The organism is Streptomyces sp. NPDC012637, from assembly GCF_042954805.1.
Classification (GTDB): Bacteria; Actinomycetota; Actinomycetes; order Streptomycetales; family Streptomycetaceae; genus Streptomyces.
On the sequence record NZ_JBIBDS010000016.1, the window covers coordinates 21,122 to 37,845 of the forward strand.

A 16,724-nucleotide genomic window follows, 5' to 3' on the forward strand; every position below is an offset into this window, starting at 1 on the left:
CGGAGAGGGCGAGTACGCCACGCTGCCCGTCCGAGTTTCGCCCGGACGGGCAGCGCGGCGACGGCTACGCGGGGTGGCGGGGGCCCTGGCCGGGCGGCGGGTCGAGGACGGTCTGGTAGGGGGTGCCGGTCCGCTGGGCCTCGGCCATGCGGTCGTAGATGTTGAGGATGAGGTCCTTGGTGCGGTAGGTGCCGTGGGCGGCCTCGTCGTCTCGCTTGACGACGGGGAACGTCTCCATGACATGCGCCACCTCGCTGCGATCGAGGCCGTAGAGGTGCAGGAAGGCCGCGTCCAGCTCGGCGCGAAGCAGCTCACGGCGGTGGTCGTCCCAGCGGAAGGGGGTGTCGTTGTCGCCCAGGTCGCGAGCGAAGTCAGCCATGTCGCGTGACGTGTAGACGAGCTCGGTGATTCGCTGTGTGATCCATCCGAGGTCAGGGAAGCGGCCCGTGAGTGAGGACAGCGACGGCACAGGAAGCTGGTACATGTAGCCGTATGTCAGGTGCGTGCCGACGATCTTCTGCCGGATCGCGTAGTCGAAGGCGAAAGAACTGAGGCACGCCTGGAGGAAGGCAGCGGATTCGGCGTCGCCGGGGAACATCACCGGGTAGGTGTGCCCGATGCCGTACGGCGGAAGCACCGTGGCCATGGTGGTTCGGGTGTCCGTCGACCGAGCGATGTCTCGCCAGCCGAAGAGCCACCCGTGCCCCCACTTTCGCTCCGCCAACCTCGAAGCCACCCCAGGCTCCAAGACCGGCTTGCCCTTCCTGTCCTTCCTCCCCGCGTCCACGTCGAACTCCGGCACCCAGTACCGCGGCATCGGCACGAACCCCGGATCGTCATGCTGCTCTGGCGTCAACCTCGGCAGCGTCCCCATGTTCGCCTGTGCCTCAGTCTGGCCCTCGTACGTGCCGAGGCGGTGGTCGAAGTGGTGGAGCATCTTCGCCTCGTACAGCGGAAGGTACCGCTGGCCGTCCCGCTCGAAGACGTTGCCGTTCAGGGCCCACCCGTCCGCCGACAACTCGTCCTGCGTACGGAACAGGTGGGAGTCGTTCGACATGTCGAACATCCTCATGAAGGACAACCCCCACGGGTTGCCGTCCGGATCGCCCTCCCTGATGAGGACCGGCACCCGCCGGTAGATCCCCAGCGTGATCTCCGCGTCCCGCCGCGACCGGAACACCGGCAACGTACCCGTGTTCGGGTTGACCAGCAGGATCTCCTCCGGCGGCATCGCGAAGCGGCGGCTCGGCAGGTCCTCCATGTAGCGGGTGCCGAAGGCGAAGGAAGCCTCCCGTACCCGCTCCTCGCGGCCCGCCACCGTCAGGAGGCAGAAGCGGACCGAGTGGTGCACGTCCCGGCTCAGGAGGAACGCCTCGTTCTCGAAGTCCAGGAACGACGCGAGCCGTGCACTGCGCACCAGGCTGGAGAAGAACGGCGCAGTCGTCGCGTCCGTCGCGATGCCCGTCGGCAGGACCAGGCCGAAGCGCCCGTGCGGGGCGATGCCCAGGGACGCCGTCTCTGCGAAGACGGCGTAGGTGTTCACGTCACCCCGGCCGGCCAGCGGGAAACGCCCCGAGTCGCGCAGCAGGTGGCTCACGCCTTCGGACTGGCGCTTGGCCTCGACGAAGTCCGAGAACAGGGCACGCTCAGTCGGCTCCTCACTTGTGGCCAGCGCCTTGATCAGCCGCTCCCGCGCCGCCTTGTTCTTCGCCGTCGCGATCCTCTCGTTCCGCGTGGCGAAGAACTCCTGCTCCTGGAGCTTGACCCGCTCCCACGGCGGATTCCCCAGCACACAGCTGAAGCCCCCGCCCCACCCGGTCCGCTCGTCCACCCCGACCGCCGAGCCGTCCGCATCCTCCGGTACCGAGAACACCTCGGGGAACTCCAGGTGCCAGTGGAAGAACCGGTACTCCTCCCGCAGCCGGGCGACCTCGCTCTTCGTACCCTCCGGCAGCTTCGCCCAGCCGCCCTCCCGCAGGTCGAGCAGGCCCTGGAGCGTCAGGGCCGGCGGGCGGGCCTCCTTCGTCTTCTCCCAGACGAACGCCGCGCACCACGCGTCCGCGAGGTCCCGCTCCCGTACGTACTCCGAGTCGGGGTCTTCAGTCAGCGACAGGTACGCGTCCCGCTGGCGGTGGACGTACTCCAGCGAGTCGTCACGGGCGTTGGTGATGTCCGACGCGGCCCGTGCGATCGTCGCGTTCGACGCGGTCAGCGCGGTCGACGTCGAGAACAGTTCGACCTGGTCGATGCCCTTCTGCCGGTCCTCCCAGGCCTCCCGCTCCGTCTTGTTGCGCTTCCGCAGCCCCGTCACGAACGTCTTGTCGTCGCCCTCGATCACCGTGAAGGCGCCGTCCGGCAGGCCCTCTGCCAGCAGCTTCGGCGTGGTGCCCACCAGCCCGTTTCCGTGCTTCAGGTGCGCGTCGAGGAAGCTGAGCGGCTTGCCCGGTTCCAGGGACTCGATCCAGAGGGAGACCTTGGCCAGTTCGACGGCCATCGGGTTGAGGTCGACACCGTAGATGCATCGGCCGATGACATCGCGCAGCGCCGACCGGGTCGCCTCAGCGCTGGGCTCGGGTGAGTCCGTCTGTACCGCTGCGAGGCGCTTGGCGATGCGGCGGGCCGCCGCGACCAGGAAGTGGCCGGAGCCGCACGCCGGGTCGCAGACCGTCAGGCGGAGCAGCGCCGCCTCCTGCTCCTCCCTCGTCGTGCCCGACTTGACCGCGTCGTCTATCACGGGGTCGAGGGCGGAGTCGAGCAGGCAGTCGATGAGGGAGGACGGGGTGTAGTACGAGCCGGTCGTCTTGCGCTCGTTGCCGGCGAGGGTGCGCAGTTCGAAGGTGTTCGCCGCAGGGTTGAAGCGCGGAACGAGTTCCAGCAGGGACTCGTAGATGGAGCCCAGTTCTTCCGCGCCCAGGTGGCGGTAGTCCACCCGGCGGGGGCGGTTCAGCTTCGGGTCGCGGACCACCGACAGGGCCTTGACCGCGGTGAACAGGGCCTCGTTGGACAGCTCCAGGCCGTCCAGGACCGTGTCCTCCTCCGTACGCTCGAAGAGGCCGCCGAGGCCCGGCAGGCCGAGCTCCGGGACGCCGCCCTCCGAGCCCAGGCCCTTCAGGACCAAGCTCAGCGCCTGCCACTGGTCGCCGTGCGGTCCGCCGGTGCGGCGAGTGGCCGTGCGGCGGAGGCGGGTGGTCGAGAAGTACTTCTCGTAGCGCTCGCGGATCTCGTCCTCGGCGCCGTCGGGGATCAGCAGGCCCCGGTCCTCGGCGACGAAGAGGAAGAGCAGTCGGTACACGAGGTGCAGCAGGGCCGGATGCATGGTCCGGACCGTGACCTCGGACTCGTGCAGCTTCTCGCGGAGCGCGGTGTTCGCCGGGTGGGCGATGAATCCGCTGCCCAGGGTCACCAGCGCCTTCTCGACGCCCAGGCGGAGCTGGGCCAGCGCCCGGGTGCCGCTCGCGATCGCTTCCGTACGCCACTTCTCCAGCCAGCAGCCGGCCGGGCCCTGCTCGCCGTGCGCTTCGAAGCGGGAGCGGTGGGTCAGGCGCCACAGGAGAAGGAAGTCGGCGAAGCGATCGCCCTCGAAGATGGCCTCCAGGTCGAACTCGACGTGCGCCGAGCCCACCATCGACGTCGAGTCGCGCAGCAGCCGGAGCAGCCGGCCATTGGTGATCAGACCCCACAGGGCCTGATCACCGCTGCGGTTGAGGTACTCCTGGAGCAGCGACTGCGGGACCGGGCCGGGCAGGGACGCCGTCTTGCGGTCCAGATGGACGTTCCAGCCCGTCAGATGGATCGGCACGCCCTGCCAGACATGGCTGACCGCAAAGCTCTTCTCGCCGTCCGCCGACGGCAGTCCTTCCGCGGGCGTGTCCGGCAGTCGCCCGTACCCCAGCTGTTCGAACAGCGGAAGCAGCCAGCGCTCGACGGTCACGCCCACCGCGGCGATGGACGCGCTGTCCAGTGCGCCGTCCCTGGCGAGGGCGTCCTGGTAGGCCGTCCACACGCCCTTCAGATACGCCCATGAGCGCTCGGCCGCGTCGCGGACCGTGTCGTTGGCCGCGAACAGGCCGTAGTCGGAGGGCTGGGCGCCGGGGATGTCCTTGCCATCCCGGACGCGGGTGAGCATGTCGGGCGGCAGGAGGCCGCCGACGGTGAGGACGGAGTCGGTGACGATGGTCTTCGCGAGGCTCATCAGCGTGCTTCCCCGTTCGTGTCGGCGCCGTTCGTGCCGGCTCCGGTCGTGCTGGTGTCGCTCGCGGCCGTACCGTCCGTACCGCCCAGGACGGCGACCGGCAGATAGTGGTACACGCCGAGTACGTCGGGACGGCCCTGGACCTCCACGCGCAGACCGCGCCGGGCCGGGCCGGTCGCGCCGCGTACGTCACGGAAGGCGCCGCGTACCCGGCGGTGCGAGTCGAGGAGGCGGTCGGCCAGCTCCTCTCCGCGCTGCTCCAGGACCGGCATCAGGGACTCCAGCGAGCCCAGGATCCCCTCGACGCGCTCCTGCGCGAACTCCCGCTTGGTGTTCCCCGCGGCACGCGCGTCCAGGAGGGCGATGGCCTCTTCCTCCGACAGCCAGTCGGGGTTCGAAGCCCCGCCGCGGAATGCCAGCAGCCGGGCGTCCTCGGCCAGTTGCTGACGGTTCACGCCGTCGCGGCCCGGCAGGGTGAGCTGGAAGCGGTAACGGACCAGGAGCAAGGTGGTGCGCTTGGGGACGGCGGTCGTACGGACCACGCCGCAGCGCCGGGCCGGACGCTGCCACACGGGCATCTGGTCGTCGAGCGCCGCGTCGAGGACGAAGCGGGCGACCGAGGCCACCACCGGGTCGGTACGCGTGAGAGCCGCCTCGCCGCGCGGGGCGGTCGGCGCGTCGTGGAAGACCACCGGGCGCGGGTGGCGCGGACCCAGCGAGGAGCTGAACGCGTCCCGCAGCGGCGCCGGCAGCGCCTCGGAATTCATGGTGAAGCCGTCGGCCTGGCCGCGCAGCGGTCCCGCCACACCGCGCAGGGCGGTGAGCGCGTGGCGGGTGAAGCGGCGCACCTCGTCGCCGGTGCCGAGCGAGGCCCGCACCTCGGCGACCTCCTTCGCCACCTCGTCCTTCTTCACCGCGTTCTGCGCGTACCGGGAGCGGGAGGCCGTCTCCCGCTCGGCGGCGCTCTGCCAGGCGTCGTGCAGCTCGGCCGTCTGCTTGCCGGCCGCCGACTCCACCGTGAACAGGCCCTCCTGCTCGTACTCCGGCCGTTCACCGCGCAGGATCAGGCCCTCCAGGACCGCCTGCATGACGTTCTCGGACGAATCCGGGACGGGGACGGAGATGCCGGTCGCCTTGCGGATGCGGGCGTGCTTGCGCAGCAGGACGTCCAGGACGATGCCGTCGATCGCGTTGTCGGAGCCGTACAGGGTGACCGCCTTGACGATGTCCCGGCGCTGGCCGAAGCGGTCGACGCGGCCTTCGCGCTGCTCGTGGCGGGTGGGGTTCCAGGCGAGGTCGTAGTGGATGACCGCGTCGAAGCTCTCCTGGAGGTTCACGCCCTCGGAGAGGCAATCAGTGGCCACGAGGACGCGACGCTCCGGGGGTGCCTGGCCGTCCTCGCTCTCCTCCGTCAGCTCGGCGATGCGGGTGACGCGCTGGTCCGGGGAGAGCTCACCGGTGACGGCCTCGATCGCGTACGTCTTCTGCTGGGCGCCCTTCTTGCCCTTGCCGCCCTTGTTCAGGGCGGCGTCGAGGTGGGTTTTGACGTACTCGGCGGTGGAGATGAAGCGGCAGAAGACGATCGGGTTGTAGCCCTCGTCCAGAAGTTCCTTCACCGCGGTGATCAGCTGCTTCAGCTTGCGGTCCCTGGCTGGGCCGGCGAGCTCCTTCGCGGCCTCGGCCATGGCCAGCAGTCGCGCCTGGTCCGCCTCGTCCAGGCCTTCGGCGCCCGGATCCGTGGCTCCTGGCGCGAGCAGCGCGCCGGGGACGGCGTCCGCCGACTCGGCGGACTCGTCGTCGGCCGGGTCCGTGACGGTCCGGCTGCCGATCGCGTCGGCCTCGGTGACCGAGTCCGCGTCCTGCACGCCGGCCCGGGTGTGCAGCGTCTTGCGCAGGGCGGCGGGAGACGAGCCCAGGGCGCGCAGGAGAGCGAGCGCCGACCACCAGCGGACGCGCTGCTGGAGGGCGCCGTCCGCACTGCGGACCGTCTCCCGGGCGTAGGAGATGACCTGGTCCAGGAGCTGCCGGTAGTCGGCGTGCAGGGTGTAGTCGACCTCGGCGGAGAGGCGGTCGCTGGGGAAGTTCGCGTCGTCGCGGAAGTCGTCCCGGATGTCCGCGCGGCGGCGCTGCACGAAGTGCCGGGCCAGCAGGTCACGGCCCGCGTCGCGGTCGAGGCTCACCGATTCCAGCCGCTTGTCGAGCAGGCCGAGGAGGTTGCGGAACGGCTCTTCCTTGCCGCTGTGCGGGGTCGCCGTGACCAGCAGCAGATGGCGCTCTGGCTGGTCGGCGAGGGCACGCAGAAGGGCGTAGCGCTGCTGGCGCTGCTGCTTGCCGCCGCCCTGGGCGGCGGTGTCCGCGACGCAGGTGTGGGCCTCGTCCACGATGACGAGGTCGGGACAGTTCTTGATGAAGTCGTCCCGGTGGCGCGGGGACTTGATGAAGTCGGTTGAGACGACGTAGTTGCGGTCCGGGCGGAACACCGAATGCCCGTACATTCGGCTGCGCTCCAGCCGTCCGATCGTCGAGGACAGCACCAGCTCGGACTCGATGCCGAATTTGCCACGCAGCTCGGCCCGCCACTGTTCGGCCAGTGCCGGACTGCACAGGACGACAAGGCCGCGGGCGTCGCCCTGGGCCAGCAGCTCGGCCGCGATCAGGCCGGACTCGACCGTCTTGCCGATGCCGACGTCGTCGGCGATCAGCAGCCGCACGGTCTCCTGGCGCAGCGCCATCAGCAGCGGCACCAGTTGGTAGGGGCGCGGTTCCACGGAGATGCCGGCGAGGGAGCGGAACGGGCCCGCGCTGGAACGGAACCCGATCCGCAGGGCGCTGCGCAGCAGCCCGGCCGCCGACTGGTCGCCCAGGTCCGCCGGGCTGGGCGGGGCGAAGCGGGCGTGCTCCACCGGCTCCAGGGCGGTCAGCACGCCGGCGATGTCGTCATCGGTGCCGCCCAGCGGTCGCAGCACCAGCAGCTCGGGCGTCGACTCGGGCAGCACGACCCATTCGCGGCCGCGGGCGCGCACCAGCGAACCGACCGCGAATCGTGCTCCGGCCGCCTCCTCGCGTGTTGTGGTGGTGGGCGGCGTCATCGATGGGACCTTTCAGGCGAAGTGGTGGGGCGGGGGAGTGAGGTACGCGGCTCAGCCACCGGCACCGAACACCGAACCGTACCTGTGGACGACCTCGGACCAGTCGTCGTCGTGGCGGAAGCGGATGACCTCCCACCCGTCGTCGTACAAGCGCTCCTGGGCGTCCTCGTCACGCTGGGCCTGCAGCTCGTCGTCGTGGTGCGGGCCGTCGATGAAGACCGCGACCGGGCCCATCTTCGTGTCGTACACGAAGTCCGGGCGGGAGAGCGCGCTGGAGACGAAGAACTGCTGCTTGTCCGGCAGCCGCAGACCGTTGTCGGCCAGGAAGGACACGAACCGCTTCTCCAGCGTGCTGTCGGCACCGTCGATGAGTGTCTGCGTGTGCTCGTCCCGTGTGGTGCCGGGGCCGGAGTCGGTCACCTGAGATTCGGCGAAGCGCAGCAGCAGGTCCTTCACCAGCTGGCGGTCGATGACCTGGTGATGACGCTGGTTGCCGAACGACAGCAGGCAGTCGTAGCAGCCCATCTCGCAGGCGGGACCGTCCTCGCGGCCCCCCGTGTCGCTGCCGTCCGGGCGGAAGTGCGCGATCTCCAGGGCCCGGGTGGCGGCCCGCCGCAGCGCGGCGGGCTCGGCCTGGAGGCGGCGCAGGACACCCGCCCCGCCCTCGGCGCTCTCGATGAACAGAATGCGGTCCCGCGCCCCGTCCAGCGGCGGCAGCTGCTCGGTGTCCAGCTCGCCGTCCTCCAGCTGGAACTCGGCCTCGATGCCACGCTCCAGGGCGTACTGGAGCGTGATCGCCACATCCGGGGCGACCGGTTCGGCGAGCTTGAGCACCAGGATGTTGCGGGTGTCCTGGACGTACGGGATCACCGGGACCTTGCGGTCCGCCTTCTCCGCGCTCTCCAGGCCGTCCTGCTCCTCGGAGGTCAGCTTGCCCGGCTTGTCCTGGTCCTTCTTGGCGTCCAGCCACTTGCCCTCGATGGGGTCGAGCCAGAAGCCCGAGCGCTGCTTGCTGCGGCGGTAGCCGAGGTTGGTGAGGCGGACCGTGGCGCTGTCGCCGTACGTCAGCTCGGCGAGCGCGGCTCCCCCCGCTTCCGTGGCTGCCGCGCCCAGCGAGCCGTCACGGGAGCCGTGCTTGTTGAACTTGTATGACACCTCGACGAAGTAGCCCGTCCGCTGGCGCTCCTCCTCGTCGGAGGAGATCCGGTCACGGCGCTTGGTGAACACTGTCCGCAGGGGAAGGAGGTTGTAGCGCGCGTCGGAGAGTTCCGCCTTGCAGAAGTCGCAGGTGTTCTCCAGATCCTCGCCCACGTGCAGATAGCCGCAGTGCTCGCACACCTTGGCCTCCTCGGTCTGCAGATCGCCCGAGGCGCTGGTGGGCAGCTGGACGCGGTCCACCTGGAAGCGGCTGCCCTCGTGGTAGATGAAGGCCCCGGGGCCGAACTCCCGGATCGCGATGAAACGCGAGCGCTGGAGGTAGTCGCCGTCACGACCGCCCCGCGCGGCCCGGCCCGTGCCCGGGATGAACGCGGCCAGCGGCAGTCGGGGGAAGGAGTAGCCGGGCAGGAAGCCCTCGGAGGCCAGGTAGCGGTACGGCGTGAAGTCCGACAGCAGCGTGCTGCCGTTCCGGTCCTCGTTCTTCAGGAGCTTCAGCTGCGTCTCCGCCTGGTGGCGGCGGCGCTCGGCCTGAGCCGAGGCCTCCTTGCCCAGAGTGTTGTCGAGGATCCGCCGGTGCTGGGTCTCCCGCTCCTTCAGTGCCTTGCGCAGCAGCTCACGCCACCGGCCGAGCGCATGGTCGAATCCGCCCGGTGCCATCCGGACGGTCCGCTCCAGCCACTGCTCGTCCCACCAGGAGGTGGCGGCCAGCCGATCCATCGAATCCTTGAGGACGGCGGTGGCCCGGCGCAGGGCGCGCCGCTGCGCTGCGGGGTCCTGGACCTTCTCGACGTACTGCGGGTAGATCCGCAGCGAGGGCGCGTCGCCGTCGGCGTCCACGAAGTGTGGAATGCGCCTGCCCAGCTCGACATTCGTCTCGGCCAGCCATATGGCGTGAATGTGTGAGCGCACCAGATCCTCGTTGGCGAGGTCCAATCGGGGCGGGGCGACCGCACCCGCGACCATCTGGTCCGAGCGGCGGAAGTAGTACTGGTCGTGGCTGTTGCCCGTGGCGCAGTACGTGGTCACCAGGGCGGGCTGCCCCGAGCGGCCCGCCCGGCCGCTGCGCTGGGCGTAGTTGGCGGGCGTGGGCGGCACGTTCCGCATCGCGACCGTGTTCAGGCTGGCGATGTCGACGCCCAGCTCCATCGTCGGGGAGCAGTAGAGCACCGGTAGGGGCGTACCGAGACGGAAGTCGGCCTCACGGTCCTCACGGACCGGCGCCGGCACCTGCGCGGTGTGCTCCTTGGCCACCAGTCCGGCCAGTGCGGAGCCGACGTTCTGGTAGAGGTTCTTGAAGAACGGGTTCACACGCGGGCCCTGGCCCTTGCCGTATGTACGGCGTAGCCGGTCCACGGCACCGAACTCGTCGTCCCGAGCCGTCCACACCACGGTGGTGTGGTTGATGCGGTAGCCGGGCGCCTCACCTCGTCCGGTGGGGACCTCGGTCAGGAGACCCGCCTCCGCAAGGACACCCGCCAGATCGACGATCAGCTCCTGCGCTTCTGCCATGTCCAGAGGCCGCCCCAGCGCCGGGAACTGGCCCGGCCTGCGCAAGAACCGGCCGAAGCCGGACCGGGCGGTCAGGTTGATCTCTCCACGCGGCCGCCCCGGCCGGCCGGGGCGAACGTACGCGGTACCGGGCGGGGGCGGGGTGCGCTCCGTCTCGGCGAGCCCCCACGTGTCGTTGAGCAGGTACGACAGCCTGCGCAGCTCGTCGTACTCGGACTGCTCGAAGTACGGGAAGTCCACGGCCCGCACGCGCCGAAGCTCGTCCAGGAGGATGCGGGAGAGCTCGGCCCGCTTGCCCGGATCAGCCGATCGCAGCGGGGAGCAGGCCCCGGCCCAGCGCTCCTCGTCCTCGGAGATCTCCTCCAGATCCGCGTACTCCAGGCGCAGCAGGCCGGTCTGCTCCAGGTTGGGCATGGTGACCCGCCAGCCGCGCTCCAGGTCCAGGTACAGCCGGTATTCGACGACCTTGGCCAGGGCCCGCAGGGTGCGTCCCGCCTGCCTGGACGGCTCCTTCGGGTTCTGCGAGTAGTCCTGCGGCGTCAGGCCCAGCTTGGCGACCACCGCGGGAGCCACGTCCTCGTGCAGCAGGCCCTCTTCGCCGGCGTCGACCATGGCTTGGTAGAGCCCGCCGCGCAGCTGGGTGACGAGAACGAAGTCGTTGAAGTGGCCCGCCTGGAGGCTGGCGTCCTGACGGTTGTCGACGAACGTGAGCAGCTTGCGCGCGTCCTCGTCGAGTTCGGAGGTCGGGAGCTCCTTGAGGTGGCGGACGATGCTGGAGCTGATGAGGGAGGTAGCCGTCGAGCGGCCCTCGCGGTCCATCGTCATCAGCTTGGCGAAGTCGTTTCCGCGCGCGGACTCGTAGCTCACGCCGCAGTTGAGGCAGAACATGAACGGCATCGGGATGTAGGCGGCGTACAGGCCTTGTCCGCGGTCGACCACCGATCCGTCGGGCTTCACCCAGACCTGCTGCGGGACGCGTTTGCGCCGGCTGTCGGCGAGTACCTGGACGCTCTTCTTGTCGTCCGTCACCACCCAGCTGTCCGGGAAGCGCTGCTCCTCGATGGCCGTGCCCGTCTCTTCGGGCCACGGGTTCTCGGCGCTGACGTACAGGTAGCCGTTGTCCTCGTCGTCCTCGGTACGGGGCCGGAAGGCGAACGAGCCGTCCTTGCGTTCCTCTCGGGCCACTGTCAGATACTCCTGGCCGCACTCGCGGCAGAAGGACAGCGGCAGCAGGATCTTCTCCTTGGCACCCGGTACGCGGAGCTGGTAGGTGCGGCTGATGTGCCGGGTGTTCTCGTCCTCCAGCGACACGTGCACCGAGTCGCCCTTGGACAGGAACTGGTGCAGCCGGAACGCGAACAGCGGCCGGCCCGCCTTGTTCTTGGCCTGCGAGCCGGCGTGCAAGGTTTCGCGGATGGCGGTGACGCACGCCTCCTCCGGCTCGCCCGTGCGGGCGGCGAGCTTCTCGGAGGCGGCCTTGACGGTCGTGGGCTCGGCTCGGACGAGAGCGCCCTTGTCCGGGCCCTCGGTGAGCGTGCGCAGACCGAACTCGGTCTCGATCCAGGAGGCGAGCGGGTCGTCCTTGAGTTCCAGGTAGGAGGTCGAGGGGGTGTTGGCCCGCACCCGGTCGGCGAGTTCGGCGTCGGTCGGCTCGTGCTCGGAGGTGGCGCGGACCAGGGTCTCGCCGACCACATGGTCCGGGGTGACGGGGGTGGAGAAGAGGGCGGTCGCCACCTCGGCGACGGCCTGGCGCCGGTCTTCCAGAGTGCCCTCGGTGGACATGGTGGCCGAGGTGCCCACGCACTGCAGGTCGTCCGCGGCCAGGGCGTCACGCACGCGGCGGACAAGGAGGCCCACGTCCGCGCCCTGGCGGCCGCGGTAGGTGTGCAGCTCGTCCAGGACCAGGAACTTCAGCCCCTTGGCAGCACGCATCAGCGCCTTGCGCTCGCGGGGCCGGGTGAGCATCAGCTCCAGCATGACGTAGTTGGTGAGGAGGATGTCCGGCATGCTGTCCAGGATTCTGTCGCGCTCCTCCTCCTTCTCCTGGCCGGTGTAGCGCTCGAAGGTGACCGGTTCCCGGCCCTCGCCGTACCCGTGGCGCAGGAACTTCTCCAGCTCGAACTTCTGACTGTTGGCCAGGGCGTTCATCGGGTAGACGATGATGGCCTTGACGCCGGAGGCCGCGCCCTCCTGCTTGGCCCGCAACACTCGGTCCACGATCGGGACGATGTAGCCGAGGCTCTTTCCGGAGCCCGTGCCCGTGGTCAGGACGTAGCTGCTGCCGGAGCGGGCGGCCTGGACGGCGTCCCGCTGGTGCCGGTGGAAGGCGATCGGCAGGCCCTGCTGCGGTGAGCCGTCCCTCTCCTTGCCGACGCGGAAGATCCGCTCGCACTCCGGGTGCAGCAGACCCTCCTGTACGAGCTGGGTCACCGTGCCGCCGGGCTCGAAACTGGGGTTGAGCGACAGCCACGGGTGGGGCCACTGGTCGCCCTGCACAAGAGCCTCGTCGACCGTGCTCTTGATCCGGTCGTTCTTCAGGACGACCGAACTTGTGGTGAAGGAGCGGTAGTCGGCGATCAGTTGCTCGTGCACCTTGAAGACGTCCACAAAACCCTCACTCGTTCCCGCGCCGACCTGCGACTTTCACCGTAACGGGTGGGGCGGGGCGGCGGGCTGGAATGGTCGAGTCTCCATCGCATCATCGTCTGTGAACTAAGTCAATGCATTGAATGGGTGTTTTCACGCTGCGGGTTCTGGGGTGCGATTCCTCGCCGTGCATGACACTGGCACACTCGGTCACCTATGGACATCGGAACGCTCATCGCCAAGCGCTATCGCATCAAGAGCGCCATCGGCCGAGGCGGCATGGGACAGGTGTGGATGGCGGACGACGAACACCTGGGCCGAGGCGTCGCCGTCAAGACGATGACACCGCTCGGCGGCCTCACGGCCGCCCAGATCGCCCAGGACGCCGCGCGCTTCGAGCGAGAGGCCAAGGCGGTCGCCAAACTCGACCACACGGGGCTCGCGGCCGTGTACGACCTGGGTGTCGAAACCGGTACGCACTACCTGGTCATGCAGTATGTCCAAGGCCTTGACCTGGGGGACTACATCGCGGAGCGCGAGCCGCTCTCCGTGGCGGAAGCCGCCGCGGTGGGCGTGCAGATCTGTTCCACCCTGGCCGCGGCCCACGCCCGCGGCGTCGTCCACAGGGACCTCAAGCCAGGCAATGTCCGTATCCGCACGGACGGCGTCGTGAAGGTGCTCGACTTCGGTGTGGCCGCGATCCTCGACGCGGACACCAAGAAGCTCACCACGACCGGGGAACGGCTGGGCAGCTTTCTGTACATGGCCCCGGAACAGGTGATGGGCGAACCCGTCGACCGGCGCACCGACCTCTATGCCCTCGGCTGCCTCATCCACGAGATGCTCACTGGCAGGCCGGTGTTCGAGCACGAGTCCCCGCTGGTCGTGCCGAGTCTGCACACGGGGACCGAGCCGGAGCCGCTGAGATCCCTGCGACCGGACGTGCCGGAGGAGATCGAAACCCTGGTCCTGGACATGCTGGCGAAGAAGCCGGCCGACCGGCCTGCTCATGCGGGCGAGGTGTTCCGGCGCCTGGCCGCACACCTGCCCGCGCCGGGAACCCCGGAAGACGCCCTGGTGCCCTGGGCGGAGGCCGATCCCCGCCGGCCCTTCCTCTACCCCATGGCACCCGACGCGCGGCCCGTCCGGCAATGGGCGAGAGAGTCGGACGGGCCGCACTAGCCGACTTCTCAGCGCGGCTCGGCTCCCCTGCTCTCCTCGGCAGGGCCCGGCTGCAGCGGGATGTCCAGGGTGAGCTGCTCCGGCCCGGGGGCGGTCTCGACCCCCGGCGCCGCCGCCGTGTCCGGATCGGCGTCGGCCGCCGCGTCGGCCCCGGAGCCGGCCGGGTCCTCGTCGTCCTCGTTGCGGGTCGGCAGCACGTACTCCTGGGCCAGACCGGCAAGGTGCAGGGGCAGCGGCAGGCTCAGTGCGTCCGGCAGATCGGGGGCCTGCCGGAGCTGATGGACGGCGAGGGCCAGTGCCTCCGGTACGTCGCCGTCGCCGGGGTGACACCCGAGTACGGCCAGCTCCACCAGGCCGGGGTTCCACGCGGCCTTGTCGGTGTCCACGGTCACGTTGCCCTTGGAGTTGACGCGCGGAGCCAGCTTGTCGGCCGCCACCGACAGCTTGAAGGTGCGCGCCTTGGGCGTCGTCGACCAGAACACCCGGGCGGACTCGGCGTCCGCCGTCGGGTCCGTCCACAGATGGGCGGCCAGACCGTTCGCGCCGTCGGGGTTCATGGCCCACCACTGCGCGGTCTCCCGGTTGCGCGCCGTGCGCACCCGCACGAGCCGCAGGTCCGGATCCAGGCGCCGCGCGGGGGCGTGACCGTCGCGGAACTTGTCCGCCACTACGGTGCCGTCCTGCAGCCACGTCCAGTGCGAGCGCATGTTCTGCCCGTGAGCCAGCAGGAGGGTCGGCGTCCCCCGCAACGTGCGGCGGACCCGCTGCAGCCATTCCTCGGTCGCCTGTCGCTGCTCGGTCATGTCCGCCCACCAGGACAGCCGGGCGACCGGGGCCTCCCCGTCACGCGGGACGGGCACCGTGCCGGTCGGCACCTCGGCCCGCTTGGTCAGCCGGAGGAGCATCACCGGGTACGGCACCCAGGCGCGCGCCTCGTCGTCCCAGCCCTCCACCCTCGCCAGACCCGTACCGGACGGGTCCGGCGTGACCAGCACGGCGACAGGCACGTACCCGGCCCACCTGGTGCGACTGCGCCGGTTCTTGCGCACCATCCACACCGCCGCGTACCGCATGCCCTCCGGCAGTTGGTCGCCCAGGCTGTGCTCCGGGTGGACGCGCACACCCAGCTGGCGCAGTCCGTCGTCCCAGGCCTTCGCCGCGCGGAACTCCTTGTTCTTCTCGCTGTTGTAGCCCTTGGCCTTCTTGGGCACGGCCATGAACTGGGTCAGGACTCCCGCGTCGGCGCAGCCCAGCCGCAGTGCGAACTTGGCGTCGTGGTCGCCGGACGTGAAGTCCTTGGCCCGGTCGATCTCCACCAGCGCGAGCGTCGGCAGGGGCGCCGTTCCCGCGGGCGCCTGAGCGTCGTCCTTCGCGAGGAAGGCCGCCACCTCGCGGCGGCGGTCCCGGATCGCGGTGGTGACGGCTTCCCGCGAGTGCCGGCTGCCCTCCGGCAGGGCGAGGTCGTGGCCGAGGCCATGCGTCAGCCTGCGACAGCGCAGGCGCACGGTGAGTTCGGGGGACTGCCATTCCAGGTCCACGGTGCCGTCGTAGGCATCCGCCGAGGTCGGCACACCTCCGTCGCCCTTGAGGTCCAGGTGCGCGACCAGTGCGGCGATCGCGGTGTCCCGCATCTCCGCCGTCTGCCACAGCAGTCGCGTCTCCAGGATGGGCACCTCACCCGCGCCCAGCGGCTGGGACATCTGCCGCAGCGCGTATGCGGCGCCGACGCGGCGTGCCTCCGCGCGCACGCGCTCTGCCTCGGTCTTGGCCGGCTCCTTCGACGGCTCCCTGCGCGGGTTCGCCGGCGCACTGCCGGACAGGCGGGTGCGCACCAGGGCGGGCACCGGTCGCAGCTGGTCCGGGAGGGCCTGCAGGGCCCACTCCACGATCTTCGACCGCTGGTCCGTCATCAGGCCGGGGCCGACCTCGTGCGAGCCCATGGCCGTGCTGTACAGGACGGCCGCCCGCATGTCGTCCTTCAGCCATGCCGCCGGGTCGGTCAGGATGGCCTCGGCGTCCGGGAACGCCTCCCGGAGGGACATGCCGCGCAGCATCCCGGCGGGACCGCCTCCGGCCCAGTCGTAACCGCCCTGGCTCCAGGCCAGCCGTGCCACCGCGAACCGGTCGCTCGCCGGGGCCCCCGGCAGCCAGGGCACCCGCGGCCGCAGCAGAACCGTGGTCTTGCGCCCGAACGGGAGGAACAGTCGGCCGGTCTTGGCGCTCACCCTGCTCGCGTACCGGCGGATGTGCGTGTGCACGTGGAAGCGGGGCAGCGGATCGAAGGGCACGGTGTGGAGCGTGATGTTGATGACGACGGAGTACCATTCGGTGCCCCGGAACCCCTCGAACTCCAGTGCCTGGGAGACCAGTTCGGCACCTCGGTCCAGGGGGCCGCGAGGCATGGCGCGGAAGCGGAGTCGGCCACCCCCGTAGTCATAGGGCTCCAGGGCGAGGATCCTCCGGGCCAGCCAGTCGGTGGCCAGCTGGAACTGACGGGAATCGGGCGCCGCCGTTCCGCCATCGGTGGGTCGCTCGTACCGCAGCAGTTCCACCGAGACGTCTTCCTGCCACCGGGGAGGCCGTTCCAGCAGCGCCGACCGCGTTTCCGAGAGCAGGGCGCGGTACTCGGGCTCCGGGCGCAGATCCTTCAGCCACGCACCGAAGAGCCCCTTCAGAGCGGCATCGGGCAGCGGATCGGGGACGTCCTCGGGGACGTAGAGCCAGAAGTCCCGGCTGTCGCCGCGGGCCCGGTTCGGGCGAGGCCTCACCAGGACGTCCGGGGCGAGCGCCTGCACCACCTGGTCCATACGGAACGTGGGGACCGTCTCCAGCGGCTTGTCACGCCCCGCGTTGCAGAGCGTGAGCAGGGCGCTGGTCCACTCCTCGGGGAACGGCAGCGCACGGTACCTCTCGACGGCGGAGGCCTCTATGGAGACGGGGCGAGCGGCGGCGGTGCGGATGGAATCGTAGGGGCGTGCCAAGGCCGTGTCCTTTCGCGCGGGGGGGAC

Annotated in this window: 5 protein-coding genes; 1 reads left to right on the forward strand and 4 read right to left on the reverse strand. The window is 70.2% G+C overall.

Features of this window, described 5'->3' with window-relative positions:
- Positions 1-64: 64 nt before the first annotated feature.
- From ACFY8W_RS37330 to ACFY8W_RS37340, 3 genes are read right to left on the reverse strand one after another with little or no spacing between them, the layout of a single operon-like run.
- Positions 65-4,192, reverse strand: coding sequence for an Eco57I restriction-modification methylase domain-containing protein (locus ACFY8W_RS37330; RefSeq protein WP_391115587.1), 4,128 nt, complete (start codon positions 4,190-4,192; stop codon positions 65-67).
- Positions 4,192-7,281, reverse strand: a complete 3,090-nt coding sequence (locus ACFY8W_RS37335) for a helicase-related protein (RefSeq protein WP_391115590.1) — start codon at positions 7,279-7,281, stop codon at positions 4,192-4,194. Before ACFY8W_RS37335 ends, ACFY8W_RS37330 begins: the two co-directional genes overlap by 1 nt.
- Positions 7,282-7,332: 51 nt before the next feature.
- Positions 7,333-12,555: a DEAD/DEAH box helicase gene (locus ACFY8W_RS37340; protein WP_391115593.1), complete on the reverse strand. Its 5,223-nt coding sequence runs from the start codon at positions 12,553-12,555 to the stop codon at positions 7,333-7,335.
- 195 nt (positions 12,556-12,750) lie between these two features.
- Between ACFY8W_RS37340 and ACFY8W_RS37345 the strand changes: the two genes are divergently transcribed.
- Positions 12,751-13,716 carry a serine/threonine-protein kinase gene (locus tag ACFY8W_RS37345; RefSeq protein ID WP_384883436.1) on the forward strand — a complete coding sequence of 322 codons (966 nt, stop codon included), beginning with the start codon at positions 12,751-12,753 and terminating at the stop codon, positions 13,714-13,716.
- Between the two features lie 8 nt (positions 13,717-13,724).
- Here the strand turns inward: ACFY8W_RS37345 and ACFY8W_RS37350 are convergent, their stop codons facing one another.
- A complete protein-coding gene (locus ACFY8W_RS37350) occupies positions 13,725-16,697 on the reverse strand; it encodes a pPIWI_RE module domain-containing protein (RefSeq protein WP_391115596.1) in 2,973 nt (990 codons plus the stop codon).
- Positions 16,698-16,724: the final 27 nt, after the last annotated feature.

Coding starts and splice junctions, on each gene's coding strand:
- ACFY8W_RS37330 (WP_391115587.1), bottom strand. CDS start 4,192: ATGAGCCTCGCGAAGACCATCGTCACCGACTCCGTCCTCACCGTCGGC.
- ACFY8W_RS37335 (WP_391115590.1), bottom strand. CDS start 7,281: ATGACGCCGCCCACCACCACAACACGCGAGGAGGCGGCCGGAGCACGA.
- ACFY8W_RS37345 (WP_384883436.1), top strand. CDS start 12,751: ATGGACATCGGAACGCTCATCGCCAAGCGCTATCGCATCAAGAGCGCC.